9 protein-coding genes are annotated in these 25755 nt (G+C 65.8%); 5 read left to right on the forward strand and 4 right to left on the reverse strand.

Going from position 1 to position 25755, the window contains the following annotated elements; all coding sequences use genetic code 11:
- Positions 1 to 26 precede the first annotated feature (26 nt).
- Both WBR68_RS10895 and WBR68_RS10900 read left to right on the forward strand, forming a co-directional pair.
- Positions 27 to 1475, forward strand: coding sequence for a sulfatase-like hydrolase/transferase (locus tag WBR68_RS10895; RefSeq protein ID WP_230694177.1), 1449 nt, complete (start codon positions 27 to 29; stop codon positions 1473 to 1475).
- Entirely contained in the window at positions 1472 to 2803 is a 1332-nt protein-coding gene (locus WBR68_RS10900) for an FAD-binding oxidoreductase (RefSeq protein ID WP_230694178.1), read from the forward strand. Before WBR68_RS10895 ends, WBR68_RS10900 begins: the two co-directional genes overlap by 4 nt.
- A gap of 62 nt (positions 2804 to 2865) precedes the next feature.
- Here the strand turns inward: WBR68_RS10900 and WBR68_RS10905 are convergent, their stop codons facing one another.
- The 3 genes from WBR68_RS10905 to WBR68_RS10915 form a co-directional block, all read right to left on the reverse strand.
- Positions 2866 to 3690 carry an alpha/beta fold hydrolase gene (locus WBR68_RS10905; protein WP_370641214.1) on the reverse strand — a complete coding sequence of 275 codons (825 nt, stop codon included), beginning with the start codon at positions 3688 to 3690 and terminating at the stop codon, positions 2866 to 2868.
- A 69-nt stretch (positions 3691 to 3759) separates the two neighbouring features.
- The gene (locus tag WBR68_RS10910) at positions 3760 to 6498 is read right to left on the reverse strand and encodes a hybrid sensor histidine kinase/response regulator (protein ID WP_230694180.1); all 2739 of its coding nucleotides are present in this window, start codon (positions 6496 to 6498) and stop codon (positions 3760 to 3762) included.
- On the reverse strand, positions 6491 to 7330 hold the full coding sequence (locus tag WBR68_RS10915) for a response regulator transcription factor (RefSeq protein ID WP_230694181.1): 840 nt from the start codon (positions 7328 to 7330) through the stop codon (positions 6491 to 6493). The genes WBR68_RS10910 and WBR68_RS10915 overlap by 8 nt, the downstream gene beginning before the upstream one ends.
- A gap of 497 nt (positions 7331 to 7827) precedes the next feature.
- Between WBR68_RS10915 and WBR68_RS10920 the strand changes: the two genes are divergently transcribed.
- The 3 genes from WBR68_RS10920 to WBR68_RS10930 are packed head-to-tail and all read left to right on the forward strand — an operon-like array spanning position 7828 to position 24894.
- Entirely contained in the window at positions 7828 to 9441 is a 1614-nt protein-coding gene (locus WBR68_RS10920; RefSeq protein ID WP_230694182.1) for a ShlB/FhaC/HecB family hemolysin secretion/activation protein, read from the forward strand.
- A 24-nt stretch (positions 9442 to 9465) separates the two neighbouring features.
- Positions 9466 to 24126 carry a filamentous hemagglutinin N-terminal domain-containing protein gene (locus tag WBR68_RS10925; protein ID WP_230694183.1) on the forward strand — a complete coding sequence of 4887 codons (14661 nt, stop codon included), beginning with the start codon at positions 9466 to 9468 and terminating at the stop codon, positions 24124 to 24126.
- A gap of 9 nt (positions 24127 to 24135) precedes the next feature.
- A complete protein-coding gene (locus tag WBR68_RS10930) occupies positions 24136 to 24894 on the forward strand; it encodes a SapC family protein (protein WP_230694184.1) in 759 nt (252 codons plus the stop codon).
- An 81-nt stretch (positions 24895 to 24975) separates the two neighbouring features.
- Here the strand turns inward: WBR68_RS10930 and WBR68_RS10935 are convergent, their stop codons facing one another.
- Positions 24976 to 25734 (reverse strand): aldolase, encoded by a 759-nt coding sequence (locus tag WBR68_RS10935; RefSeq protein ID WP_370641215.1) that lies wholly within the window; start codon positions 25732 to 25734, stop codon positions 24976 to 24978.
- Between the last annotated feature and the right edge of the window lie 21 nt (positions 25735 to 25755).

The following is a 25755-nucleotide window of genomic DNA, read 5'->3' on the forward strand; positions in this document are numbered from 1 at the left end:
TGGCCTGGCCATATCCAGGAAGCACAATGAAAGGCAAAAACATCGTCGTCATCATGTCCGATGAACACAATCCCGCGTTCATGGGTCGTTCCGGACATCCGTTCATCAAGACACCAAACCTGGACGCGCTGGCCGCGCGCGGCGCACGCTTTCCGAACGCCTACACGCCCAGCCCGATCTGCGTACCGGCGCGCGCGGCGTTCGCCACCGGCCATCGCGTGCACCAGACCCGCCATTGGGATAACGCCATGCCGTACGTAGGTGATCCACAAGGCTGGGGCCATGTGTTGCAGCAGCAGGGCATCAACGTTGAAAGCATCGGCAAGCTGCACTATCGCAATGAAGAAGACCCGGTCGGCTTCGATGCGGAACATATCCCCATGCACGTGGTGGGCGGGCACGGCATGGTGTGGGCGTCGATCCGGGACCCTTACTTGCCGGTGGCAGGGCGCAAGCGCATGCTGGGCGATCGCATCGGCATGGGCGAATCGCCTTATACGTCCTATGACAGATCGGTGACCGAACGCACGCTTGAGTGGCTGCGCGCGGCGGCCGATCGCGGTGAACCGTTCGTGTTGTACGTGGGTCTGGTAGCGCCGCATTTTCCGTTGATCGCGCCTCGGGATTTCTTTGACCTGTACGACGCCCGGCAGATTCCCCAAGCCAAGCTGCATCCGAAAGACGGCTACGCACGCCATCCCTGGGTGCAGGCCTACGCAGAATTCGAGCGCAGCGAAGACACCTTCCAAAACGAAGACGAGCGCGTCAATGCGTTCCTGGCGTACTACGGACTGTGCAGCTTCCTGGACAGCAACGTGGGCCGTATCGTGGACGCACTGGGCACGCTCGGCCTGGCCGATTCCACGCATGTGGTCTATACGTCGGATCACGGCGACAACGTGGGTGCGCGCGGGCTCTGGGGAAAATCCACGCTCTACCAGGAAAGCGTGGGCATTCCCATGATCGTGGCCGGCCCCGACGTATCGCCTTCCGTCTGCGATACCGCGGTGGACCTGCTGGACCTGTATCCGACGATCTTGCAGGCGGTGGGTGTGGACCCGGCGCCGCACATGGGCACGCGGCCCGGGCAGTCGCTGTTCGATATTGCGCGGCAAGCTGTTGATGATGACCGCGCCATCCTCAGCGAATACCACGCGGCGGGCAGCAACACCGCGGGTTTCATGTTGCGCAAGGGGCCTTGGAAGTATCACCACTACGTGCGCTTTCAGCCTGAACTGTTCAACCTGGAGTCGGACCCCGGCGAACTGCATGATCTGGCGGGCGACCCCGCCTATGCCGCTGTGCTGGCGGGGATGAAGGCCGCGCTCTACGCGATCTGCAATCCCGAAGACGTGGACCGGCAGGCCAAGGCCGACCAGGCCGCGTTGATTGAACGCATGGGTGGGCCGGAAGCCGCCTCGACGATGGGTTCTAGCGGCGCAACGCCCGCCCCCAAGGTGGAGCAAGCGGCATGAATGGGGTTGAACAGCATGTGGATGAGCGATACCTACAGGACTGGAGTGGCCTGACACGGGGCGTGCCCAGCGTCGTGCACCGGCCCGTCACCACCGACGAGGTGGCCGCCCTGGTCCGCGATGCGGATCGGCAGGGCCGCAAGATCACCATCCAGGGCGGCTTGACCGGGCTGGCGGGCGGCGCAGTGCCGGCCGATGGCGACGTGGTCATCAATATGGAGCGCATGAACCGCATCGAATCCATCGATGCGGTCGAAGGCGTCATGCAGGTGCAGGCGGGCGCAACCTTGCAACAGGTGCAGGAAGCCGCGCTTGAGGCCGGTTGGTTCTTTCCGGTGGACATGGGTGCGCGCGGCAGTTGTCAGGTTGGCGGCAACGCCGCCACGAATGCCGGCGGCACGCAGGTGGTGCGCTACGGCACCATGCGCGACTCGGTGCTGGGGCTGGAAGCGGTCATGCCCGATGGGTCGGTGGTGACGTCGTTGACCCGCCTGGTCAAGAACAGCGCTGGCCTGGACTTGCGGTTCCTGTTCATCGGGTCCGAAGGCACGCTGGGCGTGATCACCCGCTTGACCTTGCGCTTGCAGCCCGATCCCGGCGCCCCCGCTACGGCGCTGGTGCAGGTGCCGGACACGCAATCCATGGCCTTGTTGCTGCGCCATCTGAAGAAGACCTTGGGTCCGCAACTGAGCGCCTACGAATTCATGTCGGCGCCATACCTGCAACGCGCCAGCGACCTGGCGGGCGTGCCCCTGCCCTTACCGGGAGACGCCCCCTGGAGTGTGCTGATCCAGGCTAGCGGTCTGGCCGGCATGGATCCCCAGGCGGCCCTGGAGAATGCGCTGGAAGGCGCGCTGGAAACGGGCTTGATCAGTGACTGCGCGGTGGCGTCCAGCCTGTCGGACGCCCAGAAGTTCTGGCGCCTGCGGGAGTGCATCCCCGAATTGCTGACTGCGTTGAAACCCACGGTGAACTTCGACTGTGGCCTGCCTTGGGCGGAGATGCCGGCTTTTGTCGCTGAAGTCGAGGCCGCGCTGAAGCAGAAATACCCCAACGCCGCGCATTTGTTCATGGGGCATTTGGGCGACAACAACATCCACATCCTGACCGGTCCGCACGCGCAAAGCGAATGGCTGAGCGTGGAAGAGCTGGTCTACGGTGCGCTGCGCGACCGGCAGGGCACGATCAGCGCCGAGCACGGCATCGGCTTTCTGAAGAAGCCCTTTTTGTCCTATACCCGCAGCGACGGCGAGATCGCGTTGCTGAAGCGGCTGAAGCGCGCGTTGGATCCCAACAATACGCTGAACCCGGGCCGCGTCATTGATTGACGCTCGCACGTCGCGACGTGGCGTAACGGCCTATTTTTCTGTGAAAGCATGACGATCGGTGCTCAAGTCCCCGCAATCTGCTTCAACACCGCCGCCACAATCGCCTCGGGCCGATCTTCCTGCACAAGATGGCCCGCGTGCGCGATCGGAATGCACGGCGCGTCTGAGATCAGCGCCGCCAAGGCCTTGCCTTTCGCGTACGGAATCCAATTGTCGTTCTCGCCCCACAGCACCTGCACCGGGCAGTCCATCCGGCGATACATACCCTGGACCTCGTCCGTGTACTGCTGATCCATCTGTGCAATCTGGCGGTAAAAAGCCGCTTGGCCGACCTGGCCCAGCCACGGCTGGCTATACACGTCCAGCGCTTCGTCCGACAGCGGATGGTAGGCCGCCGTCTGTAGATAAGCGTGCAGCAGCGCGCGATGCATATAGTCGGGCATGCCGGCAAACGCGCCCTCGTGTTTGCGCACGTGCTGCACGAAAGGCGAGCCCCACGGGGCCAGGGCCACGGCGTCAAAGATCGTCAACGATCCGTAGCGCAAGCCGTCCAGATAATAGGCCCGCAACGCGGTGGCCCCGCCGAAGTCATGCGCCAGGACGTCTGGGCGGTCAAGTTCCCATTCCTTGAACAAGGCCGCCAGCACCTTGTTCTGCACGGCCAGCGACACGTCTTGCCCGTCGCGCATTTCAGATTGTCCATAGCCCACCAGGTCAAAGACATAAACCGTTCTGCGATCCGCAAACGCCGGCACGATGCGGCGCCATACCTGCGAGGAAAACGGCGTGCCGTGAATGGCCACCAACGGCGGCCCTTCCCCGCACGTTCCCCACCTGACGGCGTTGCCCTCGATGATGGATGTGTTCGGCAAATGCAGCACAGTCATCTCCTTTTTTTCATATAGCCATTTAGCTGACGTGGCTGCAACGGCAATTGTCGGTGCCGGCGTCGTCGGCTAAGAAAGCCCCCGCATGCCCTCGCACAGCTTGCGTATCGCCGCGATGTCACCCTGCCTGGCCATGCGCCGCAGTTGTTCGCTGAAGTCCTTCAACGCGGCATCACGCACCCGTAGCGCCAGGGCCCAGTCGATCAGGTCCGAGATGGCGCCGCTGTCCAGCAGCAGCCGCACTTGCGCCAGGTCGGCGTCGGACAGCCGCGGCGTCGGCTGCGTGACGGCTTCCACGTCGTTGCCGGCGTGTTTGATCGGCAGGTGCAGCAGCCGGCTCAACACATGGCGTAGCTCGACCAGGCTGATGGGCTTGAGCAAGCTGGCGTCATAGCCCGCGCCGCCCCAGGCCTGGGTGTCATGAGGCGTTGCCGACACCGCGATGACGGGCAGGTCTGGCCAGCGCGCGCGGGCCGCCGCCAGCACGGCCGGGCCGTCGACACCCTCCATGCGATGGTCCGTCAAGATCAGGTCGGGCCGCCGGGCGTCTTCGGCGCCGATGCGCGCCACCATGCCCTGGCCATCGGCCTCGCTGTCCACCTGAAAGCCCATGCTGGCCAGTTCCTCGACCAGGAATTCCCGAATCTCCGGCGTGTCCTCGGCCAACCACAGGCGCTTGCCGGATCCGTCCAATGCCGGCAGGACGTGCGGCGCAGCGGCAATGTAGTGATGCGAGATGCGGGATTCGTCCATCTTCCTGACCGGTAGCGTGACGCTGACCCGCGTCCCCTGCCCCACCTCGCTCTCGATACGGATTGCGCCCTTCATGCGCTGCACCCATTGCTGGACGATGGGCAGGCCAAGCCCCACACCCGGCTGATTCTCGGCGGAAGCCAACCGCTGGAAAGGTTCGAAGATGCGCTGCCTGTCTTCCGGCGCGATACCGCATCCCGTGTCGCGCACCGACAGCGCAAGCCGTCCCGATGCCCCGCTCGTGTCATCGGCGTCGGGCGCGGTGTAGTCGGCGGTCAGGGTCAGGACGCCGCCGCGCGTGAACTTGGCGGCGTTGTCGATCAGGTTGGACAGCACCTGCCGCACACGCTTGCCATCCATTTCCAACACGGCCGGCACCGAGTCCGCCACCCGAAACACGAACTGGTTGTTATGCCTTGCGGCGATCGGCGCGGATTCCTTGGCGACGGCATCCAGCAAGGCGTGCACGTATTCAGGAGACACGCGCAACGCCTGGCCGCCGGCGCCAGCGGCGTAATCGATCAGGTCGTTCACCATGCCCAGCATGTGGTCGGCGCTACGGCGAATGATTGCGCCGCGCGGCGCGTCGTCACGGCCGCCCGCCTGGATCAGGTCCGCGAATCCGATGATCGAGGTCAGCGGAGTGCGCAGGTCATGGCTAATGCGCGCCAGGAAATCCTGACGCACGCGGCCGGCTTCATCAGCATGGATGAGCGCCTCCTGCAACGCTTGCGTGCGCTCTCTGACGGCCAGGTCCAAGCGCTGGTGCTCGCGTTCGCGCGCCAGTGTCAATTCGCGCTCGACCGCCAGTTTTTCCTGTCGATGCTGGCGTGTGCGTCCATGCACCAGCACCGCCAGCATCAGCGACACCGACAACAGGTCCCAAGCCACCTCCGGCCCGCCTTCCCAGCGCCCGGGCAGCAGCCCGTTGATGAAAGCCAGCCGCAGGAAGAGCAATGCGCAATACACCGCGAAGGACAAGAGGAAGATCCGCGCATTGGCATGCCCGCGCCGCCAGCCGTCGGCCATCGAGACAGGCCAGACCAGCCCCCACAGCAAGACCAGTCCGACCACGGCCTGCGCGCTGGCGCGATACTCGCCCAGCGCCGCCCAGACCGAGCCCGCCAGGCCCAGGGCGATCAGCACGCCATACACCCAGCGCCAGAGCCGCACCCGATGCAGGTCCGCGAACCGCATCACAGTAAAGCCGAACACCGTGGCCGCCAGCGTCCCCAGCACACTGGGCGCGCGCAGCACCATTTCGCCGCCGCCCGTCAGCACATAGCGGTACAGCAAACCCTGAAACGACAGGCTGTAGAGAATCTCGATGATGATGGCCGCGGCCAGAAACACGAACACCTGATCGCGCTGGGCCACGCCCAGTACCCCGGTATAGAAGGCCACCATCAGCAGCGCGCCGATCAGCAGCGCCAGGACCACCGTGCCGCGCTGCGCCGCGTCCACGAATGCCGCCGGTGTCCACAAGGTGGGTTCCATGCTGATGGCCGAGCGGCTCTGCACCCGCACCAGTACCGTCACGCGTTCACCCGGAGTCAGCGGCAGCGTGGCCACCGACACGGAAGACGGCACTTCGCGCAGGGCGAGCGGCTCGCGGTTGCCTGCCAGCACGATTTTGAAGGGCTGCCGTTGACCGTCGTGATACAGGTAGAAGCGCACATCTTCCAACCTGGGTACGCCAAAGGATAGCCAACGTTCCAGGAAGCTGTCGGTGGGGTTGTGCACGTCCAGCTTCAGCCAGTACACCGTTGGCGAAAAGCCCCGGTTCAACCAGCCGGGCGTCACGGGTTGCCAGGGACCGTCCAGAACCTGGCTGACGTCCTGAGTCCCGTTTGGGTCTTCCTGCCCCACCAGTTCGTGGTTCAGCGGCAGTTTGCCGGTGACGGTGCTCAGGTCCACGGACGCCGGCGCGGCCTGTGCCAACGCAGGCAGCACAAGGCAAGCCAGGGCCAATGACAACGCGGACAACAAGGTCAATACGGGCAGCAACGACAACGGAGGCCGCCAACCTGGGCAGCCAAGACGGCGATCAAGCATAGGGATCAAATTCCTGGCGCAAGGCCGTGGGCGGCATGCCGAAGCGTTCACGAAAGGCGGTGGAAAAATTACCCCGGTTGCCATAGCCCACGGCTTGCGAAATGGCCTGGATGTCCAGGCTGGTCTCGCACAGCAGGCGGCGCGCCTCGCGCATGCGCTCTTCCCGCAGGAACTCGAAGACGGTGGTTCCCGCACAGCGTCGGAACGCCTGATTCAGCCGCCGCGCGTTGGTGTTCAGCGCCTGGGCCAGGGCCATCAGTTCGGGCGTGTGATCCAGCCGTTCGCGCAGCAGCTTGCGCGCCGCGCGAAACAGGACGCCATCCAGCGTGGCGCCCGCCGCGGCGGCGGATGTGCCGTCTTGCGCGCTCGCCTCGGCCACGGCCGGCGCGGATGCGGGCGCAGGCGCAGACGTTGAAGCCACCCGCAGATGAATCAGCAGGCGCAGGCGCACTTCCTCGAAATCAAACGGTTTGGTCACGTAATCGACGGCGCCCGCCGACAGCCCCGCCACCCGTTCGCCGGGCAGGCAGGCCGCGGTCAGGAAGATGATCGGGATGCCGCGCGTGGCTTGGTCGGCCTTCAACAGGCGGCAGGCCGCGAGGCCGTCGCAGACCGGCATGCTTACGTCCATCAGGATGATGTCCGGCTGCACCAGTTGCGCCTTGCGATAGCCGTCGTTGCCATCCTCGGCCACATAGACCCGGCAGTCCTGGCTGGTCAGGAAATCCACGAGCAGCATGCGGTCTTCGGGACGGTCTTCGACGACCAGCACGCGCAAGCCGGCGAGCTGGCCTGAAGCCAGCGGGAAAAAGGCGTCGTTCATGCCACGCATTTTTTCATGCCAGCCGACGCTCGCGTTGGTAACAGGAGACAAAACCGAGGCCGTGGCCCGAATAATTTTCCTTGCGGCAAACCTACCTGGCATTCCAGCAAACCTCGGCAATGGAATATTTGCGTACTTACGCTAATGTTTGTTACAGCGCGAAACTGGTCAGGCTTGCCTTTTTCCCGGGCTTTTTGGCGTCGCCGCCACAGGCCTGCAAAACCTGAAATTCCCTGCATTTTCCGGTACCTGGCCAGTGACGGCGTCGCGAGCGAAGGCTTATTTCAGCGCTTGGCGGTTGCAAAAATGTTGTGTAGCCAAGCGTGAGTCATATGTCAAATAGCTTCCGTCAATTCTATATGTAACAACCCGCCGTCTGATCCTCCATGCGCCGCTTATCCCGATTCTGCCGTCCCCTCGTCTTCTGTCTGACCCCCATTTCCTTGCATGTTGGCCTTGCCTGCACAGCCCTGGCGCTGGCCGCCGGACCGGTCCTGGCACAAAGCGTGCGTCCGCAATTGCCGTCGGCCGCCGAACCGGGCCGCGCCCTGCCGCAGCCGGCCATGCCGGAAAGCACCACCGCCTCGCCGCAGGTCACGGTGCAGCAGGGCAGCGCGTCCGAGGCGCCGGCAGGCGCCGACAAGCTGAGCTTCACGCTGACCAGCATGCGCGTGGACGGCGTCACCCACTATTCCCCCGAGACAATCAGCGCGTTCTACCAGGGGCTGGTGGGCAAGACGATCACGGTGGCCGATGCCTTCAAGGTGGCCAATGACATCGAGCTGCTCTACCGCAACGACGGCTACGTGACCACGCGCGTCATCGTGCCTGAGCAGACGGTCGACGGCGGCATGTTCCGCATCGTGGTGGTCGAAGGCTATGTGTCGGACGTGAAGTACGACGGCGATATCGGCCCCGCGCAAGCCGCGGTTGAAAAACTGGTGCAGCGCCTGCGCGGCGTGCGCCCGATCAACGTGGCCGAGGTCGAACGCCAACTGCTGTTGGCCAATGACCTGAGCGGCATGATCGTGCGCGCCTCGCTGGAAGCCTCGCCCAAGGAAGTGGGTGGCTCGGTGCTGGTCGTGCACAGCGAGCGTAAGCCCGTCGATGCGCGGCTGGGCTTTGACAACCGCGGCTCGCCCTACCTGGGCTGGAGCGAAATGACCGGCCAGGTCACGCTGAACTCGTTCGGCGCGCGTGCCGACACCTTCACGCTGAGCGGGCGCCTGGGCTTTCCGGCCTATCGCAGCCAGGCCGTGGCCGGCAATTACGACATGCTGGTTTCCGACAGCGGCATGACCTTCGGCCTGGCCGCCAGCTACGCCAAGAGCGAGCCGGGCCGCGACCTGGCCCCGCTGAACGTCGCCAGCGACGTGCAGGCCTACACCGCCACACTGACCTATCCGCTGATCCGCTCGCGCCTGGAAAACCTGCGCGCCTTCGGCATGTTCGATGTGCGCAACGTCGCCACCGACATCACCGATACCCCCTTCACGCGCGACCGTTTGCGCGTGCTGCGCGCGGGCCTGAGCTATGACCGCACCGACAGCTGGAACGGCATCACCGCCATCCGCGGCACCGTGCACCAGGGCCTGGACGTGATGGGCGCCACGCAGGAAGGCTCCGAGCTGGCTTCGCGCGCCAAGGGCCGTTCGGACTTCCTCAAGCTCACCGCCGAGCTGACCCGCCTGCAACAGCTCACCGAGCGCCTGTCGCTGGTGGCCACCTTTGCTGGCCAATACAGCGCCAGCCCACTTTTGGCCAGCGAGGAATTCGCGCTGGGCGGCCCCAACTTCGGACGCGGTTACGACGACGGCGAAATGTCCGCCGACTCCGGCGTGGCCGGCTCGCTGGAACTGCGCTACGCGGTGTCCACCGACAACTTCCTGCCGCATGGCGCGCACGTCTATTCGTTCATCGACGGCGGCCGCATCTGGTCGCGCAGCGAAAGCGCCCCCTTGACGCGTGCCAACGTGTCCTCCTTCGGCGCGGGCATGCGCGCCAACCTCAGCAAGAACCTGTACGCCACGTTTGAAGTGGCCAAGCCCACCAGCACGGATGTCCTGACCCAGGGCAACAAGAATCCCCGTGTGTTCTTCAGCATTTCGGCGCAGTACTAAGCAGCGAACGACAAGAGACCGACCATGAATCGCAATTCCCGCAGCCTCGCCCCATCCGCTCGCCGTCCGCGCATGAAGAAAGACGCCGCCCTGCCCGCGCTCAGCACGCTGGCCGTGCTGATTGGTTCGCTGGCCTCAAGCGGCGCGCACGCCAACCCCACCGGCGGCAACGTGGTGGGGGGTGCAGCCACCATTGTGGACCGGGGCAACGGCACGCTGGACATCAACCAGTCCAGCGGCAAGGCGATCATCAACTGGAAAGACTTCAGCATCGGCGCCAACGAGACGGTCAACTTCCGTCAACCCGGCGGCAAGAGCGTCACGCTGAACCGCGTGGTCGGCAATGACCCTTCGGCGATCTTCGGTCGCTTGAACGCCAACGGCACGGTGATGCTGGTCAACCCGAACGGCGTGGTGTTCGGCAAGGGTGCGCGCATCGACGTGGGCGGCCTCGTTGCCACCACGGCAAACATCAGCGACAAGGACTTCCTGGCCGGCAACTACAAGTTCAACCAGGCCTCGTCCAAGGCCAATGCCATGATCGTGAACGAAGGCACGATCAGCATCAAGGACAGCGGCCTGGCCGCGCTGGTGGCGCCGTCGGTACGCAACTCGGGCGTCATTCAGGCCAAGCTGGGCCGCGTGGCCCTGGCGGGCGCCAAGACCGTTACGGTTGATTTCCAGGGCGACGGGCTGCTCAGCTTCGACGCCACCTCCACCGTCAATGAACTGCCGAAGGATGCCAACGGCAAGCCGGTGTCGGTGCTGGTCACCAACAGCGGCGTCATCCGCGCCGACGGCGGCACCGTGCTGCTGACGGCACGCGCCGTCAAGGGTGTGATCGACAACGTGGTCAACACCGACGGCATCATCAGCGCCCAGTCGGTGGGCATGCAGAACGGCAAGATTGTCTTGGCGGGCGGCGATGCCGGCACCGTCAAGATCGCGGGCCAGGTCGACGCCACGGGCGCCAGCGCGGGCCAGCAGGGAGGCAAGGTCGTCGTCACTGGCGAACACGTGGACGTGGCGCGTGGCGCAACCATCGACGTATCGGGCGCCGCGGGCGGCGGCGAGATTGCATTGGGCAGCCTGGGCGTGGCCCCGGACAATGGCTCGGCCGCGTTCAGCGGCAAATCGTCCACCGTCAAGGTAGCGGCGGGCGCCACGTTGAAGGCCGATGCGCTTGTCAAGGGCAACGGCGGCAACGTCACGATGTGGTCGAACGACGCCACCGCCTTTGCCGGCAGCCTGTCCGCGCGTGGCGGAGAACAAGGCGGCGACGGCGGCTTTGCCGAAGTCTCCAGCAAGAAGAACATCGGCCTGACCGGCTCGGTGGACATGCGCGCGCCCAAGGGCAAAACGGGCCTGCTGCTGATTGACCCGACCGACCTGCGCATCGTCGATTCCGGTAACGGCTCTGGCGCGCTGGACGGCAGCGCGGGCGACGGCACCGTCAACGGCGGCGATGCCAACGCAGCCAACAACACCGTGTCGCGCGGCCTCTTGGAAAGCCTGGCCGGCACCACCAACATCAAGCTGGAAGCCACCGGCCAGATCACCATCGCGGACATGGCCGCGATCAATCTGCAAACCACCTCGGGCAACAGCTTCACGCTGCGTTCGACGCAAACGGGCGGCATCCGCTTCGAGAATTCCAATACCGAAATCAGCACCCAGGGCGGCGCCATCACGCTGGAAGCACTGGGCGTGGGCAGCACGCTGGACAACATCGGCAAGCTGAACAGCCGGGGCGGCGCGATCACGCTGAACGCCACCGGCGACATCAACCTGGCCAACGTTATTGACGCCGGCAGCGGCGCGGCGCTGGTCCGCACCAGCGCGGGCAGCATCCGCAATGTGGGTGGCGCCAACCAGGTGGTGGCGGGCAACACCGTCACGCTGGACGCCAGCGGCGGCAGCATCGGTGAAGCCGGCAACGCGGTCAACACCCAGACCACCCGGCTGGCGCTTGCCACCGGCGGCAACCTGGCCGTGGCCAACCGCTCGGTGCTGAGCACGCTGGACATCACCAGCCGCCATGCGCAATCGGGCGTCAACAACACGTACGCGCTGACATCCAGCGGACTGACTTTCTCGCTGACGGACAACGGCAGCTACCAACTGAACACGGTCGACCAGGCCGGCCTGAACTTCTCATTCACCGGCGACCGCACGATCAACGCGGGCAGCATCGCGCTGGGCACCGGCGCGCTGGCGCTGACGTCGACCGCGGGCGACATCCGGGCGCGCGACAGCCTCAGCAACATCACTGCCGGCAGCATCGCGCTGAAGGCCACGGGCAGCACCGGCAACAACGGCGCCATCGGCTCCTCGGGCCTGGCGCTGAACACGCAAACCGGCACGCTGACGGCCGCCAGCGGCAGCGGCGGTGTGTACGTGAACAACACCGGCAACCTGGCGCTGCGCGCCATCGACACCACCGGCGCGCTGTCCGTCTGGACGGGCGGCCAGTTGACGCTGGGCGCCATCAAGGCGGGTGCGTCGTCATCGCTGACCTCGGGCGCCAGCAGCATCCTTGATGATGGCGATGACGCCACCTCGATCGCCACCAACGCGCTGACGTTGTCGGCACAGAACGGCGCCATCGGCGCCGCGTCGCGCGCCCTGAAGACCAACGCCAACAGCGTGTCCGCCACCTCGGGCGCGGGCGGCGTGTATCTGGACAGCACCAGCAACAGTCTGACCATCACCCAGGCGCAGGCCAACAACGCCGCGATCGTGATCAACGGCGCAGGCTCGGTGTCGGCCAACAATGTCAGTTCTTCGGGCGGCGCGGTCAACCTGACCGGCAACAGCATCTTCGCCGGCGAGATCAACGCCGGCTCTGGAAACGTCACCCTGACCGCGCGTGCGGGCAGCATCACGGGCTCGTCGGCGTCGCTGATCACCGGCAACCTCGTCACCCTGCTGGCCCCGGCTTCCAACAGCAACTACACCGTGGGCACGGCGGGCACCTACCTGCGCACGGCGGCCGGTGAACTGCGCGCCACGGGCGGCAGCATCTACCTCAACCAGGCCCAGGGCTCGGTGCTGCTGGATGACCTGAAAGCCAACAACGGCATTTCGGTCATCGGCGTGGCCGACCTGACCGCGAACAAGCTGGACGCCGGCACCGGCACCTTGTGGCTGAACGCCCAGGGCGGCAGCATCCTGCGCGCCAACGCCAACAGCGAACTGCTGGGCAACAGCATCAACCTGCAGGCTCAGCGCCACATCGGCACGGCCAGCGATCACATCAAGACCGCCACGACCAACCTGACCTTGGGTAGTGGCGGCGACATCTACATCGACAACCCCGGCAAGACGCTCACGTACCTGGCGGTCAGCAACTCCCACGCCGACCCCCTCCGAAAGAACATCCTGCTGGTGTCCGCGCCCTACCTGGCGTTTGACGTCAATGACGATCTGGGCAACGCCTACGAACTGAAGCAGGTCTACAGCTCGTTGCTGAACCAGTTCATCTTCAGCGGCGACCAGACCCTGAAACTGGGCAACATCCGCGCGGGCAGCAGCGTTGCACTGACGTCCACGCAAGGCAGCATCCTGGACGATGGCATCGTGGATACGCGCGTTACCGCCAACTCCGTCACCCTTAGCGCCAACCAGGACATCGGCAGCGCCACCAATGCCGTCTCGGTCAACGCGCCCCACCTGTCGCTGAGCACGCGCGGCAACCTCTACGCCACCGACATCGCCGACCTTTACACACTGACGGTCACCGCGCGCCACAAGGCCGAGGATGACCGCTACGTGCTGGACGTGCGCGCCCCGTCGCTGCTGTTCAACATCACCGATGACATCGGCGGCCATACGATTCACGAAGTGCGCGACAGCAACTGGGTGAACTTCAACTTCACCGGCGACCGCGACATCACGGTTGGCAGCATCGACACCGGCTACAACGGCAGCATCTCGCTGAACACAACGGGCGCCATTCTCGACGACGGCGACAAGAGCACCCAGTTGCTGGCCAACTCGGTGTACCTGTATGCCGGCCGCGCCATCGGCGCCACCGGCACGGGCTATCTGGACATCCTGACCAGCAACCTGTCCGGCACGGCCAACAATGGCGGCTTCTACGCCCAGTTGCCCAAGCCCACGGGCGCCAGCAACACCACCGGCGTCATCTCGCTGGGCAACATCACCGCGACCGACGCCGTGCAGATCGACGCGCGCCAGGGCGACCTGCTGCTGACGGGCACGGTGCGAAGCTGGAACGACGACGTCACGCTGAACGCGGCCAACGGTTCCATCCTGGGCAACGGCGCGGGCAGCGTTTATGCCGGCGGCAGCGACATCTTCCTGACGGCCACGGGCGCGATCGGTGGCCTGTATTCGGGCAACGTAAGCTATGTGGGCGTGGGCGGCGCGGGCCTGGTCAACGTGCAGGCCAACGCAGGCGGCGACCTCTACCTGAACGGCGGCAACAGCAACATCAAGCTGACGTCGCTGACGGCGGGCGGCCAGCTTGGCTACATGCAGTTTTCCGGCAACACGACGGTGGGTAGCGTGCAGGCCAACGGACCGGCCTCGCTTGCCAACAGTTCGGGTTCCATCCTGGACGACGGCGACGCCGCCACGAAGATCCAGGCCAGCAGCATCGCGCTGTCAGCCGGTGGCGTACTGGGTGCAGCCGGCGCCGCGCTGACCTTGCAAGCCCCCGACGTCAGCCTGACCAGCGGTGGCGACATCATCGCCAACAATCTGAGCGGTCTGACCCGTCTGGCCGTCACACGCAATGGTTCGGCCTACGGCTCGTACGCCATCACCGCACCCAACCTGTCGGCCTTCACGCTGACGGACGACGCCAACGGCATTCATCTGAAAGACATCGCCAGTTCGAGCGATCTGGACTTCGCATTCTCGGCCAACGGCAAGCACCTGCTGGTGGGCAACGTCGATGCCGGCTCGGCCGGCAAGGTCAGCCTGGTGTCGGCCGGCAACATCGCCAACGACGACCTGGACAACCCCGGCGCGATCCGCGCGGCCACGGTCTCGCTGACGGCGGGATCCAGCGGCTCGATCGGCTCGTCGGCCACTGGCGGCACGCTGGCCCTGAATGGCACGTCGGCGCTGAGCTTGAAGGGCAATGACTTCTATGTAGACAGCGATACCGTCCTGCAGAGCCTGGCCATCAACAGCTTGCGCGCAGCGGGCGGCGCCAGCACGATCGCCATCGGCGGCGGCGCGGGCCAGACCATCCGCATCACGGACGACGGCACCACGCAGTACCTGGAGCAGATCACCGGCGGACTGACGGACTTCAGCTTTACCGGCCGCAAGAACATCCAGGTAGGCGCCATCACCGCCAGCGATTTGGTCAGCCTGACCACGGCCGGCGGCGGCGTCTATTCCAGCATTACCAGCGATGCCGGCACCGGCCGAATCACGGCGGGCACGGTCAAGCTGTCGGCCACCGGTAGCGACAACTACACCGCGCGCGATGCCAACACCGGCGCAATCGGCAGCAGCGGGCGCGCCCTGCGCACGGCGACCAGCACGCTGGCCATTGCGAACAACGGCGACATCTTCTTGAACAACGGTGGGCAGGCGCTTGACAGCCTGGACCTGAACCTGACGCGCCGCGACGCAGCCAGCACCACGGTTCCCGACACCAACGCATATTCCTTCTCTGGGCTCGGAGCCCAATCGCTGTCGATCTCCGGTGGCACAACCCTGTCGATCGCGGCGAGCATGAGCAACGCCGCATTGGCCATCAGCGCCGATTCCGCCATCGCGACCAACACGATCAACATGGGCACGTCGGGTTCGGTGTCCCTGACCTCGCGCTACGCGAACAGCCTGCTCAGTCCGACCATCTCGCGCAGTTCCGGCACGATCACCGGCAACAGCGTCACCTTGAACGCGCTGGGCGCCAATGGCAGCGTGTCGGCGTCAACCAGCGCCAACCACCTGTCGATCGGGTCGGCGGGCAACGTCGCCGTCTCCAACAGCAAGCAGTTGTCGTCGCTGTCGCTCACGGCAAACCACAGCAACACCACCGGCGCGCAGACAAATTCGTACGCCATCTCGGCCACCGGTCTGACCTTCTCGATGAGCGATTCGACCGGCGTCAATGGGCTGACGATCAACACCGTCTCAAGCGCGAACGATCTGGCGCTGTCGATTGCTTCGGATCGCACGCTGAGCGTCCACAATGTCGCAACCGGCGCGGGCGGCTCCGTCACCTTAAGCAGCAACAACATCTACGGCAACAGCAGCAGCGCCAGCAGCCCCAATATCACCACGGGCGAGCTGACGCTGAACGGCGGCTCGGTCACGGGCACCTACAACACCAACCAACCGCTGTATGTCAGCGTTGACAAGCTGTCTTCGAATCTTCGCGGCAGCCTGTGGCTATCGAATAACAAGACGCTGACGCTGGGCAACAACAGCGCCCTCGGTTGGGCACGCGTCGACGTCACCAACGGATCCATCCTGCAAGGCGCGGGCAGCAACTTCATCACCCCCTCGCTGACGCTGACCGCCACGCAGTCCATCGGCGCCGGTGGCAACGCGATTCAAACGGACACCCGCCAACTGACCACGCAGACCGGCCACGACCTGTATCTGAACAATGCCTCGAACCTGTTCAGCCTGAACGTCACCGCCAACCACGCGGACCAGGGCGTGAACAATATCGTCCAGGTAGCGGCCCAGGGCCTGACGTTCAACCTTACCGACACCGGCGCCTACAACCTGTTCGACCTGCGCGACACCACCGGCCTGAACTTCTCGTTCTCGGGTGACCGCACGCTGAACATCGGCAGCATCGACACCGGCCCCGCGCATACCGTCAGCCTGGCCGCCATTGGCGCCGGCAGCAACATCGTCAACCTGTCGCCCACGTCGCACGTCACGGGCGATTCGGTGAACTTGTTCGCCACGGGCCAGATCGGCACAGGCTCGACCGACAAGATCAGCACGACCACCAGCGACCTCTACCTGACGGCCGGCAGCCACGTCTTTGTGGGCAACGACCGCGACCTGTCCAGCCTGTCGCTGTACGCCACCGGCGTGTCGCCCGCCACCTATGACATCACGTCGGACCAACTGATATTCGACGTGGCACACAACGGCCGCCTGCAAGCCAACCTGGTCCGCGACAACACCGGACTGAACCTGACGTTGTCCAGCAACGTCGGCCAGGACATCGGTGTCCTTGATACGCAAACCACCGGCACCGTGCGCCTGTCCACCAACGGCAGCATCCTGGGCAGCGCCGACGACAGCCAGCGTATCACCGCCGCCCAGGTGTCGCTGACTGCCCAAGGCACGGGCGGCATCGGCGCCGAGGGCCGCGAAATCAACCTGTCCGCCCCGGTGCTGAACATCCAGAACACCGGCGACGTTTACATCGATTCCGACACGCACATTGATACGCTGTCGCTGTACTCGATGGGCAACGACGCGCGTTCCTACAGCATCAATTCACCGACCCGCGAAGGCGGCACCATCGCCTTCACCGCCACGGACGGCGGCAGTGGCAGCACGGCCGGCCTGGTGCTGGGCAACATCACGGATGCGGGCGGCCTGAACCTGAGCGTTACCAGCGACCGCAACATCACCGTCGGCACCATCAACGTCGGCTACGACAATGTTGCGCTGACCGCGCGCAACAGTTCACTGCTGGGCGACGGCGATGCCAACACCAAGATCGACGCCGCCGCGCTGACCCTGAACGCCAACACCGCGATCGGCGCCGACGGCGCCGGCAACGCCATCGACACCCGCGTCAGCACGCTGACCGGCCGCGCCGCTGGCGGCGGCGCGTTCATCACGGTGGAAGGCAATACCAGCCTGCCCAGCCTGACGTCGGTGGGCGCCAGCGCGGTCAGCAATACCGTCGGCGATATCGAGCTGGGCTCGGTCAACACCAACGGCAACGACTTCACCGTCAACAACACCGGCGGCTCGATCCTCAGCGGCACAATCGCCAACGCCACCACGGTCAACTTGACGGCCAACGGCTCGATTGGCAACAAGAGTGCCATCCGCACCACGAATCTCAGCGGCGGCACGACGACCGTCAACCTCAGCGCCAAGCAGACGGCCACGGCGGACGGCAGCATCGCGCTGACCGAAACCTACGGGCTGCGCGCCGCCTCGGTCAGCGGTGATGGCAACATCACGCTGACGGCCGATACCGCCAGCGCCGGCCGTGATCTGGTGGTGGGCACCATCAGCACCAGCGGTGGCGCGGTCGCGTTGACGACCAGCCGCGGCAACATCGTCGGCGCGGACAACAGCAACCGCATCACCGGCAAGAGCGTCACCCTGACGGCCGACTACGGCTCCGGACGCAGCATTGGCTCGAATGCGACCCGGCTCCATCTGGACACGCCGTCGCTGACGCTGAACACCCCGGGCAGCATCTATGTCGACAACCTGGCCGACCTGACCGACCTGAGCATCAACCGAAGCAACGCAACGGGCAGTCAGAATGGCAGCGCTGGCGTCCTGGCCATCAGCGCCCAGAACCTGACGTTCAACGGCGTCGACAGCGGCAACAACACCGCGCTGACCACCGTTCGCGACAGCACCGGCCTGAACTTCACGTACAAGGCGATCGGCTCGATCACGCTCGACGACATCAACGTAACGGCCAATGGCTCGGTCAACCTGTCGACCAATCCCTACTACTACACCGGCGGCTCCATCCAGGGCATGAGCGGCACGTCGAAGATCACGGCGGGCGACCTGGCGCTGTCCACCGCGTCGGGCGACACCAGCAACGCGATCGGCTCGTCCAGCCGCGCCCTGAACACCCAGGTCAACAACATCTCGGCGACCGCCTCGGGCGGCATCTGGCTGAAGCAGGCGGGTTCGATCAACCTGGGCAACCTGCGCGCGGGCGAAGACCTGTCTGTCACCACCACCACCGGCGACATCCTGGTTGGCACGGTCAGCTACGGCACCGACAAGACGCTGACCTTGAACGCCCAGAACGGCAGCATCCTGGACGGCGGCGGCGCGATCACGGGTTCGGGCAACGGCGCCATCACGCTGAGCGCGAAGAACGGCATCGGCACGAACGATGCGGCCATCAAGATCGCCGCGCCGAACAACCCCGTGTCCGCCACCGTGACCGGCGACGGTTCCTTGTACCTGGACAGCACCACCAACCTGCTGGGCGGCCTGACGACCTCGGTCGCCAACGGCGAAACGCGCGTCACCTCGTCGGGCAATCTTGTCCTGAACAGCATGACGTCCGCCACCGACGCCGCCGGCAACGGCATTTCGGTGAAGGCCTCGTCGGGCAACATCACCGTCAAGAACGTGCAGGCGGGCGCCACCCAAGGCCAGATCACGCTGGACGCCGAAAATGGCTACGTCTTGGCCGACGCGGCCGGCGCCACCATCAAGGCGTATGGCGTGGCGCTGAACGCGCGCTACGGCATTGGCGCCAACACCACAACTGGCCGCATCAACGCCACCGGCCAGCGCGTTGAAGCCACCACCACCGGCGCGATGTACCTGGCGGCGGACAACAACGCCGTCTACTCCTACCTGTCGGGCAATACCATCGACATCGCGGCGGCCGGCAACCTGCAGATCGCCAATGCCATTGCCAACAACGGCAGCGGCACGATCAGGATCGTGGGCAACGGCACGAACAGCCAACTGGTGGCCGGCAACATCGACGCGGGCACCGGCACGGTCAACATCGACTACAGCAAGGCCGGCAGCACCATCGTTGACGATCGCGAGGAATCCACGCGCATCATCGGCAATTCAGTCACGCTGAAGGCCGGTGCGGGCATCGGCGGCGCCGCAGGCTCAGCCGACAACGTGCAGACGACCGCCGCCATCATCACGGCGGAAGTCACCGGCAACGGCTCGATCTTCCTGGACGACGACCGCGCGGCCGGCACGACGCTGAATTCCATCATCACGCAGAACGGCGCCATCGGCATCACCACCGCTGGCCCCACGCTGGTGACCAGCGCCTACACCCGGACCAACTCGGCGGACAACGACATCGCCATCGCCACGTCCCAGGGCAACCTGTTGATCAACACGATCAACGCCATGGATTCGGGCGACGTCACACTGACCGCCGCCGGATCCATCCTGGGCGCGCTGGCGGGCAACCTGGTCTACGGCAACAGCCTGACGGCCACCGCCGGCGGCAGCATCGGCGCAGCCACCAATCTGGCCAACGGCACGGGCGGCATCGCCCTGCGCACCAACCTGGCGTCGCTGGGCGACCTGACGACCGGCGCCGATGGCGCGGTGATCGTTCTGAACAACGTGGGCAGCCGTGCCCTGACGCTCAACGGCGACGTGACGCAGACGGGCGACAACAGCTCGGTGTACCTGCGTTCGTCCGGCGACCTGGACGCGCGTTCGGGCCTGTCCAATACGGCGGACAACCTGCTGCTGTCCTCGGCCGGCACGCTGACTGTTGCTGGCGCGGGCGTGCAGGCCAACAACACCATCACCCTGGCGGGCGGGCACGATGTGGTTGCCGCAAGCGCCACGCCGCGCGCCATCGTCGCCCGGGGCGATACGCTGAACTTCACGAGCGGCGCGGCAGGCGGCAATACGGTATTGACGACGGAAGTCGCCAACGCCAACGTCAGCCTCACCGGCACCACCGTGCCGGCCGACCTCACGTTGAACAACACCGGCGCGCTGACCGCCGCGCTGTCCACCGCCAACGGCAACATCACGGCCAACGCCACCGGCACGCTGGATGTGTCGGCCACGGCCAGCGGCGGCAACCGCACTATCGACCTGAGCTCGCAGCACGGCGACGTGGCCTTCGGCCTCATCGATGCGGGCGCCGCGAACGGCAGCGTCATCCTGGCCGCCGCCGAAGGGTCGCTGCTGGGGTCGGGTATCAACATCACGACCAACAGCCTGGATCTGACCAGCATGACCGGCATTGGCGACGCCGGCGCCGCCTTCAACACGTCGGCGCGCTACCTCACGGCCAACGTCCTGGGCACGGGCGACATCCTCGTGGACGGCACTGGCGCCTTGACGCTGGGCCGCATCGCCACCGCGGATGGCCACATCCAGATTGCGTCGGTCGATGACCTGATCAGCTCCGTCGGGCTGTCCGCCGGCAATCATGGCGACATCTTCCTGGGTTCGGTCTTGGGCAACGTCGGCGTCAACCACGCCATCGCCAGCAACGAGGCCAACAACCTTGCGGTGATCGGCGCGCAGATCGGCCTGGCGGCCGTCAACACGGCTGGGTCCCAGAGCTACGACGGCGACGTCACGCTGAACGGCGACCTGACCGGCACGTCCATCGACATCACCGGCAACGCCACGCTGGCTGGCGGCAAGCGCACGCTGACCGCCTCTGGCGCGGACGGCATCGTCGCCGTCGGGGGCCTGCTGCAAGGCGGCGGCCAGCAAGCCGTAATCGTCGCCAATGACGGCGACGTGATACTGGGCGGCAACGCCAGCAACCTGGCCAGCCTGAACATCGACGGCGCCCACATCGACCTGCAAGGCGTCAGCACCACCGGCGCCCAGCAGTACAACGGCGACACCACACTGCGTGGTCAGTACACGACGGCCAACGGCGCCTTCGGCGTCGATGGCGCCACGGTACTGGGCAGCGGCGTCAACGTGGCCACCGGCGACGGCGCGGTCACGTTCACGGGCGAGGTCTCGGGCGCCAACGCGCTGACCGTCACCATCACCGGCACCACCACCTACGGCGGCGCCATCAACACGGCGTCGCTGAACCAGGCCGGCACGGGCATCACCGCCCTGAATGGCGGCAGCGTCACCACGACCGGTGCGCAGCACTACGCCGGCCGCGTGGTGCTGGGCGACGATGCGGCGCTGAGCGGCAGCACCATCACCCTGGCCGACGGCGCGGATGGCGCCCACGCGCTGGAGATCGATGGCGCCGCATCGCTTGCGGGCGCCATCGGCGCCAACACCAAGCTGGCCAGCCTGACCGTGACCGGCCCCGCCACGCTGACCACCAGCAGCATCGCCACCACCGGCAATCAGCACTATCAGGACGCCGTCACGCTGGGCAGCGACCAGTCGCTGTCCACCACTACCGGCAGCGTCACGTTCGACGACGCGCTGATCGGCGCCCGCAACCTTGTCATCGACTCGACGGCAGGCGGCGACATCAGCTTTAACGCCGTGGGCAGCGCCGGGCAGCGCCTGGGCAACCTCACCGCCAACACCGCCGGCGCCACCACCTTCAATGGCGCGGTGTACGCCGCGTCGGCGCAGACGGATGCCCCGGGTACGGTAGCCATCAACGGCGGCCTGGTCGACACGACAGGCACGCAGACCTTCCGCGAACTGGTTACGCTGGGCGCGGACACCGTATTGAAGGGCAGCACCGTCAATCTCTTGGGCGGCGGCGACGGCGAACACGGCCTGACGATCGACGGCGAGACCGTGCTGAAGGGCGCGTTCGGTGCGCAAGACGCGCTGGCCAGCCTGACGATCAATGGCACGTCCAGCCTGGACGGCAGCATCGGCACCACGGGCGACCAGTCGTACCACGGCGCGGTCACCCTGGACGGCGACGCCGCGCTTGCCACGCAGGGCGGCAACATCACGTTCAACGACAAGGTCGCCAGCAGCCACGGCGACGGCCACGACCTGTCGTTGGCCGCCGGCGCGGGCAACGTCACCTTCACGGACACCGTTGGCGACAACGCGGGTGGCCGCCTGGGCGACATCACCATCGCCAGCAACGGCGCCACCACGCTGACCGACGTGGTCTACGCGGCATCGATTGCGTCGGACGTCGGCGGCACGATCGCCATCAACGGCGGCCTGGTCGACACCACCGGCACGCAGTCCTACGGCGAACGGGCCATCTTCAGCGGCGACACCGTATTGAAGGGCAGCAGCGTCGGCCTCTTGGGCGGCGGCGATGGCGCACACGACCTGACGATTGACGGCGACGCCGTGTTGAAGGGCCCGCTCGGTGCGCAGAACGCGCTGGCCAGCCTGACGGTGAACGGCAAGTCCACGCTGGGCGCGGGCAGCATCGCCACCACGGGCGACCAGTCGTACAGCGGCGCGGTCACGCTGGGCGGCAAGGTCGCGGTGGCCAGCCGCGACGGCGACATCCGCTTCAATGACGCGCTTGACGGCGGCTACGACATGACCGTATCCGCGGGCAAGGGGAACGTCGACTTCACCGCCCCGATCGGGCAAGGTTCGCGTCTGGGCAACCTGACGGTGGCCGCCGCGGGCGACATCGTCCTGGACGGTCCGGTCCGCACCGCCTCGCTGCAAACCAGCGGCAATGGCGACGTGCTGATCAACGGCGGTTCGGTCAACACCACGGGCGCGCAGCAATATGGCCAGCACGTGATCCTTTCTGGCGTGGACACCACCCTGACCGGCACCAACGTGCAGCTCAAGGCTGGCGTGGACGGCACCGAGTCGGGCCAGCAAGGCCTGATCATCGCCGGCAACGCCAACATCCAGGGCGACGTCGGCGCCACCACGCCCCTGCGCGGCCTGGCCGTGCAAGGCAGCACCACGATGGGTCCGGGCAAGGTCGTCACCATCGGCGACCAGGTCTACACCGGCGCCGTCACGTTGACAGGCGACCGCGACCTGACCAGCAACACCGGTTCGGTCGTGCTGGGCAGCACGCTGGACGGCGGCAATGGCAACAACCTGGCCATCGATGCCGCCAAGAACGTGCGGGTGGCGGGCAACGCGACCGGCCTGGGGTCGCTGACCTTGCGCGCCGTGGACACCATCGTGTTCAACGGTGACGTCAGCGCCTACCGCGTGCAACAGTTGGAAGCCCAGTCCGCCAGCTACAACGGCAACGTGCGCGCCTCGGGGCCGGACGGCATCGACATCTCGGGCGGCACGGTGTCGTTCGGCAAGAACGTCACCGCCGACACGGGTTCGATCCATATCGCCAACACCGACCCGACCGGCACGACGACGTTCGGCGCCGGCTCGACGGTGAAGGCCGCCACCGGCTTCACCCAGACCGGCGGCGCCGGCCTGACGCTGCCCGCGCAACTGCTGGTGACCCAAGGCCCCATCAGCCTGGGCGCACCCGCCAAACTGCAAGGCGCGAACGCCACCATCAGCACCAACGGCGACATCACCGCCGTCGGCCTGGTTGGCCCGCAAACGGCGTTGACGCTGGCGGCCGGCCCGCTGGGCGCGCTGCGCATCGGCCTGAACGACGCCAACCCGAACCACAAGCTGAACGTGGCCTCGCTGACCGTTCCCACCGCAGGCTCGGCCGACGTCTGGGGCACGATCGGGGGCAGGTCGGACGCCGTTGCCGCCACTTCCATCAAGAGCTCGTTGGTGGGCGCACCGTACTACCTGAACGGCGTCACGTGGGGCCCGACGGGCATCATCGACCGCCTGTCCTCCATCACCTTGCCGCAGCCCATCATCCCGACCACGCCTACCGCCGATTCTTTGTTCCGTGGTACGGTCCCGTCTGATGGTTTCGGCCCGGATGCGCTGGGTGCGTACACCGATCCGCAGGTACTGAAGGTGGCCAACGCCAGCTTCAACTGGCAACTGCCGTCGGGCGACAACGCCGTGCTGACCACGCCGACCGGCAACAACTCGGCCCTGCAAATCCCGGGCGGCAACTCGCAACAACCCGTCGCCGAAGGCAATCAGCCTTCCGACGACGAGCGTCGCAACCGCGACGCGCAATCCCGCACTCTTTGATTCGACACCATGACTACGCAGACTTCGCTTCCCCTGTTCTACGAACAACCCCGCCCCCTGGCGGCCGGCGTGCACGCCAACCTGTCGCTGGCCGGCAACACGGGCTTTGCCTACGCCGCCAACACCAACGCGGTGCCGCTGGTGGCCACCGAGCTGCCCACCGCGTGCCGCCATTTCCCCATCGTCTTCACCGACGGTGAGCAGCCCACGCCCGTGGCGGTACTGGGTGTGCGCGGCCAGGAAAACCTGTTCGTCGACGCCGACGGCCAATGGCGCGCCGGCGTCTACATCCCGGCCTACATCCGCCGCTACCCCTTCATCTTCATGGAAAACGAAGACCGCAGCCAGTTCACGCTGTGCGTCGACGAGAAGGCCGCATCGGTGGTTGAAGGCCGCGACAACCCGTTCTTCGACGACGCTGGCGAACCCACCGACCTGGCCCGCAGCGCCCTGGAATTCTGCCGCGACTACCAGAACCAGCACGCCTACACGATGGAGTTCGCGCAGGCCCTGGCCGCCGCCGACCTGCTGATCGAGAACCGCGCCGACATCACCCTGCCCGACGGCCAGCGCCTGGCCATGTCCGGCTTCAAGGTGATCGACGAAGCCAAGTTCAACAAGCTGTCGGACGAAGAGTTCCTGCGCTGGCGCGCCAACGGCTGGCTGCCGCTGGTGTACTGCCACCTGCTGTCGATCAACACCTGGCCAGCCCTGATCAATCAGGTGCAGCCGGTGGCAGCGGCGGAAGAAGGCTCCGCCGAGGCGTAAGCCAAGCAGCCATACAGCAAGGCCGGCCTTTTTTGGGGGCCGGCCTTTTTGTTTTTTGGCGAGGCAGCTGCGCAGTTATGTTTACGCTGAACCCTGCCGTTCAATCCGGCGCGCAAACATCGCAAAGCTCGCGCGCACGATGCTGGGCTTGAGCAGAAAATCATGCGACTCCGCCGCCAGCGCATCATCCACCGGCTTCACTTCGCCGTAAGCGGCCGCCGCCAGCAACTGATTACGCGCGGCGAGCTCGATCAGCACCGACAGATACAAGGTCTCTTCCACCGAGCTGGTCGCCGCCAGAAAACCATGGTTGGCCAACAGCACACACCGCTTGCCCCCCAAGGCAGCAGAAATGATTTCGCCTTCCTGATCCGCGATCGGCAAGCCCGGCCATTCCTTCAAATGCGCACAGTCGTTATGAAACGGCGTGGCGTCCATGTGCGACACCACCAGCGGGCGGCCGGTCATGGCCAGCGTCGACACATAAGGCGGATGCGTGTGCACGATGCAGCGCACGTCCGGCCGGTTGCGATAGACCCAGAAGTGAAATCGCACGGCGGGGTTGGGCGTGCCCGCTCCTTCCAGCACGTCCATGTTGTCGTTGATGCGAATGACCGTGTCGGGGCGGATCTCATCGAACGCCTGGGCCAGCGCCGTCGTGAAAAACGTGCCGTCGTCGTTCTTCACCGTGATCTGTCCGGCCAGGGTCTCGGAGTGTCCTTCCCGAGCCAGGATCCGGCAACTTAGCGCGATCTTCTCCTGCACGTTCCAGTTGCCGAAATCCAGCTTGTCAGCCGACCGTTTGAAGAACGCATCGGACTGCAGTTTCTTGTCATCCACACCCATCTCCTAATGCCTCGT

The sequence above is a fragment of the Achromobacter sp. JD-1 genome, from assembly GCF_038594925.1.
Classification (GTDB): Bacteria; Pseudomonadota; Gammaproteobacteria; order Burkholderiales; family Burkholderiaceae_B; genus Achromobacter; species Achromobacter spanius_C.

Bases quoted from the DNA above. Each gene is read 5' to 3' on its own strand.
- WBR68_RS10895 (WP_230694177.1), top strand. From the start codon at position 27: ATGAAAGGCAAAAACATCGTCGTCATCATGTCCGATGAACACAATCCC.
- WBR68_RS10900 (WP_230694178.1), top strand. From the start codon at position 1,472: ATGAATGGGGTTGAACAGCATGTGGATGAGCGATACCTACAGGACTGG.
- WBR68_RS10905 (WP_370641214.1), bottom strand. From the start codon at position 3,690: ATGACTGTGCTGCATTTGCCGAACACATCCATCATCGAGGGCAACGCC.
- WBR68_RS10910 (WP_230694180.1), bottom strand. From the start codon at position 6,498: ATGCTTGATCGCCGTCTTGGCTGCCCAGGTTGGCGGCCTCCGTTGTCG.
- WBR68_RS10915 (WP_230694181.1), bottom strand. From the start codon at position 7,330: ATGCGTGGCATGAACGACGCCTTTTTCCCGCTGGCTTCAGGCCAGCTC.
- WBR68_RS10925 (WP_230694183.1), top strand. From the start codon at position 9,466: ATGAATCGCAATTCCCGCAGCCTCGCCCCATCCGCTCGCCGTCCGCGC.
- WBR68_RS10930 (WP_230694184.1), top strand. From the start codon at position 24,136: ATGACTACGCAGACTTCGCTTCCCCTGTTCTACGAACAACCCCGCCCC.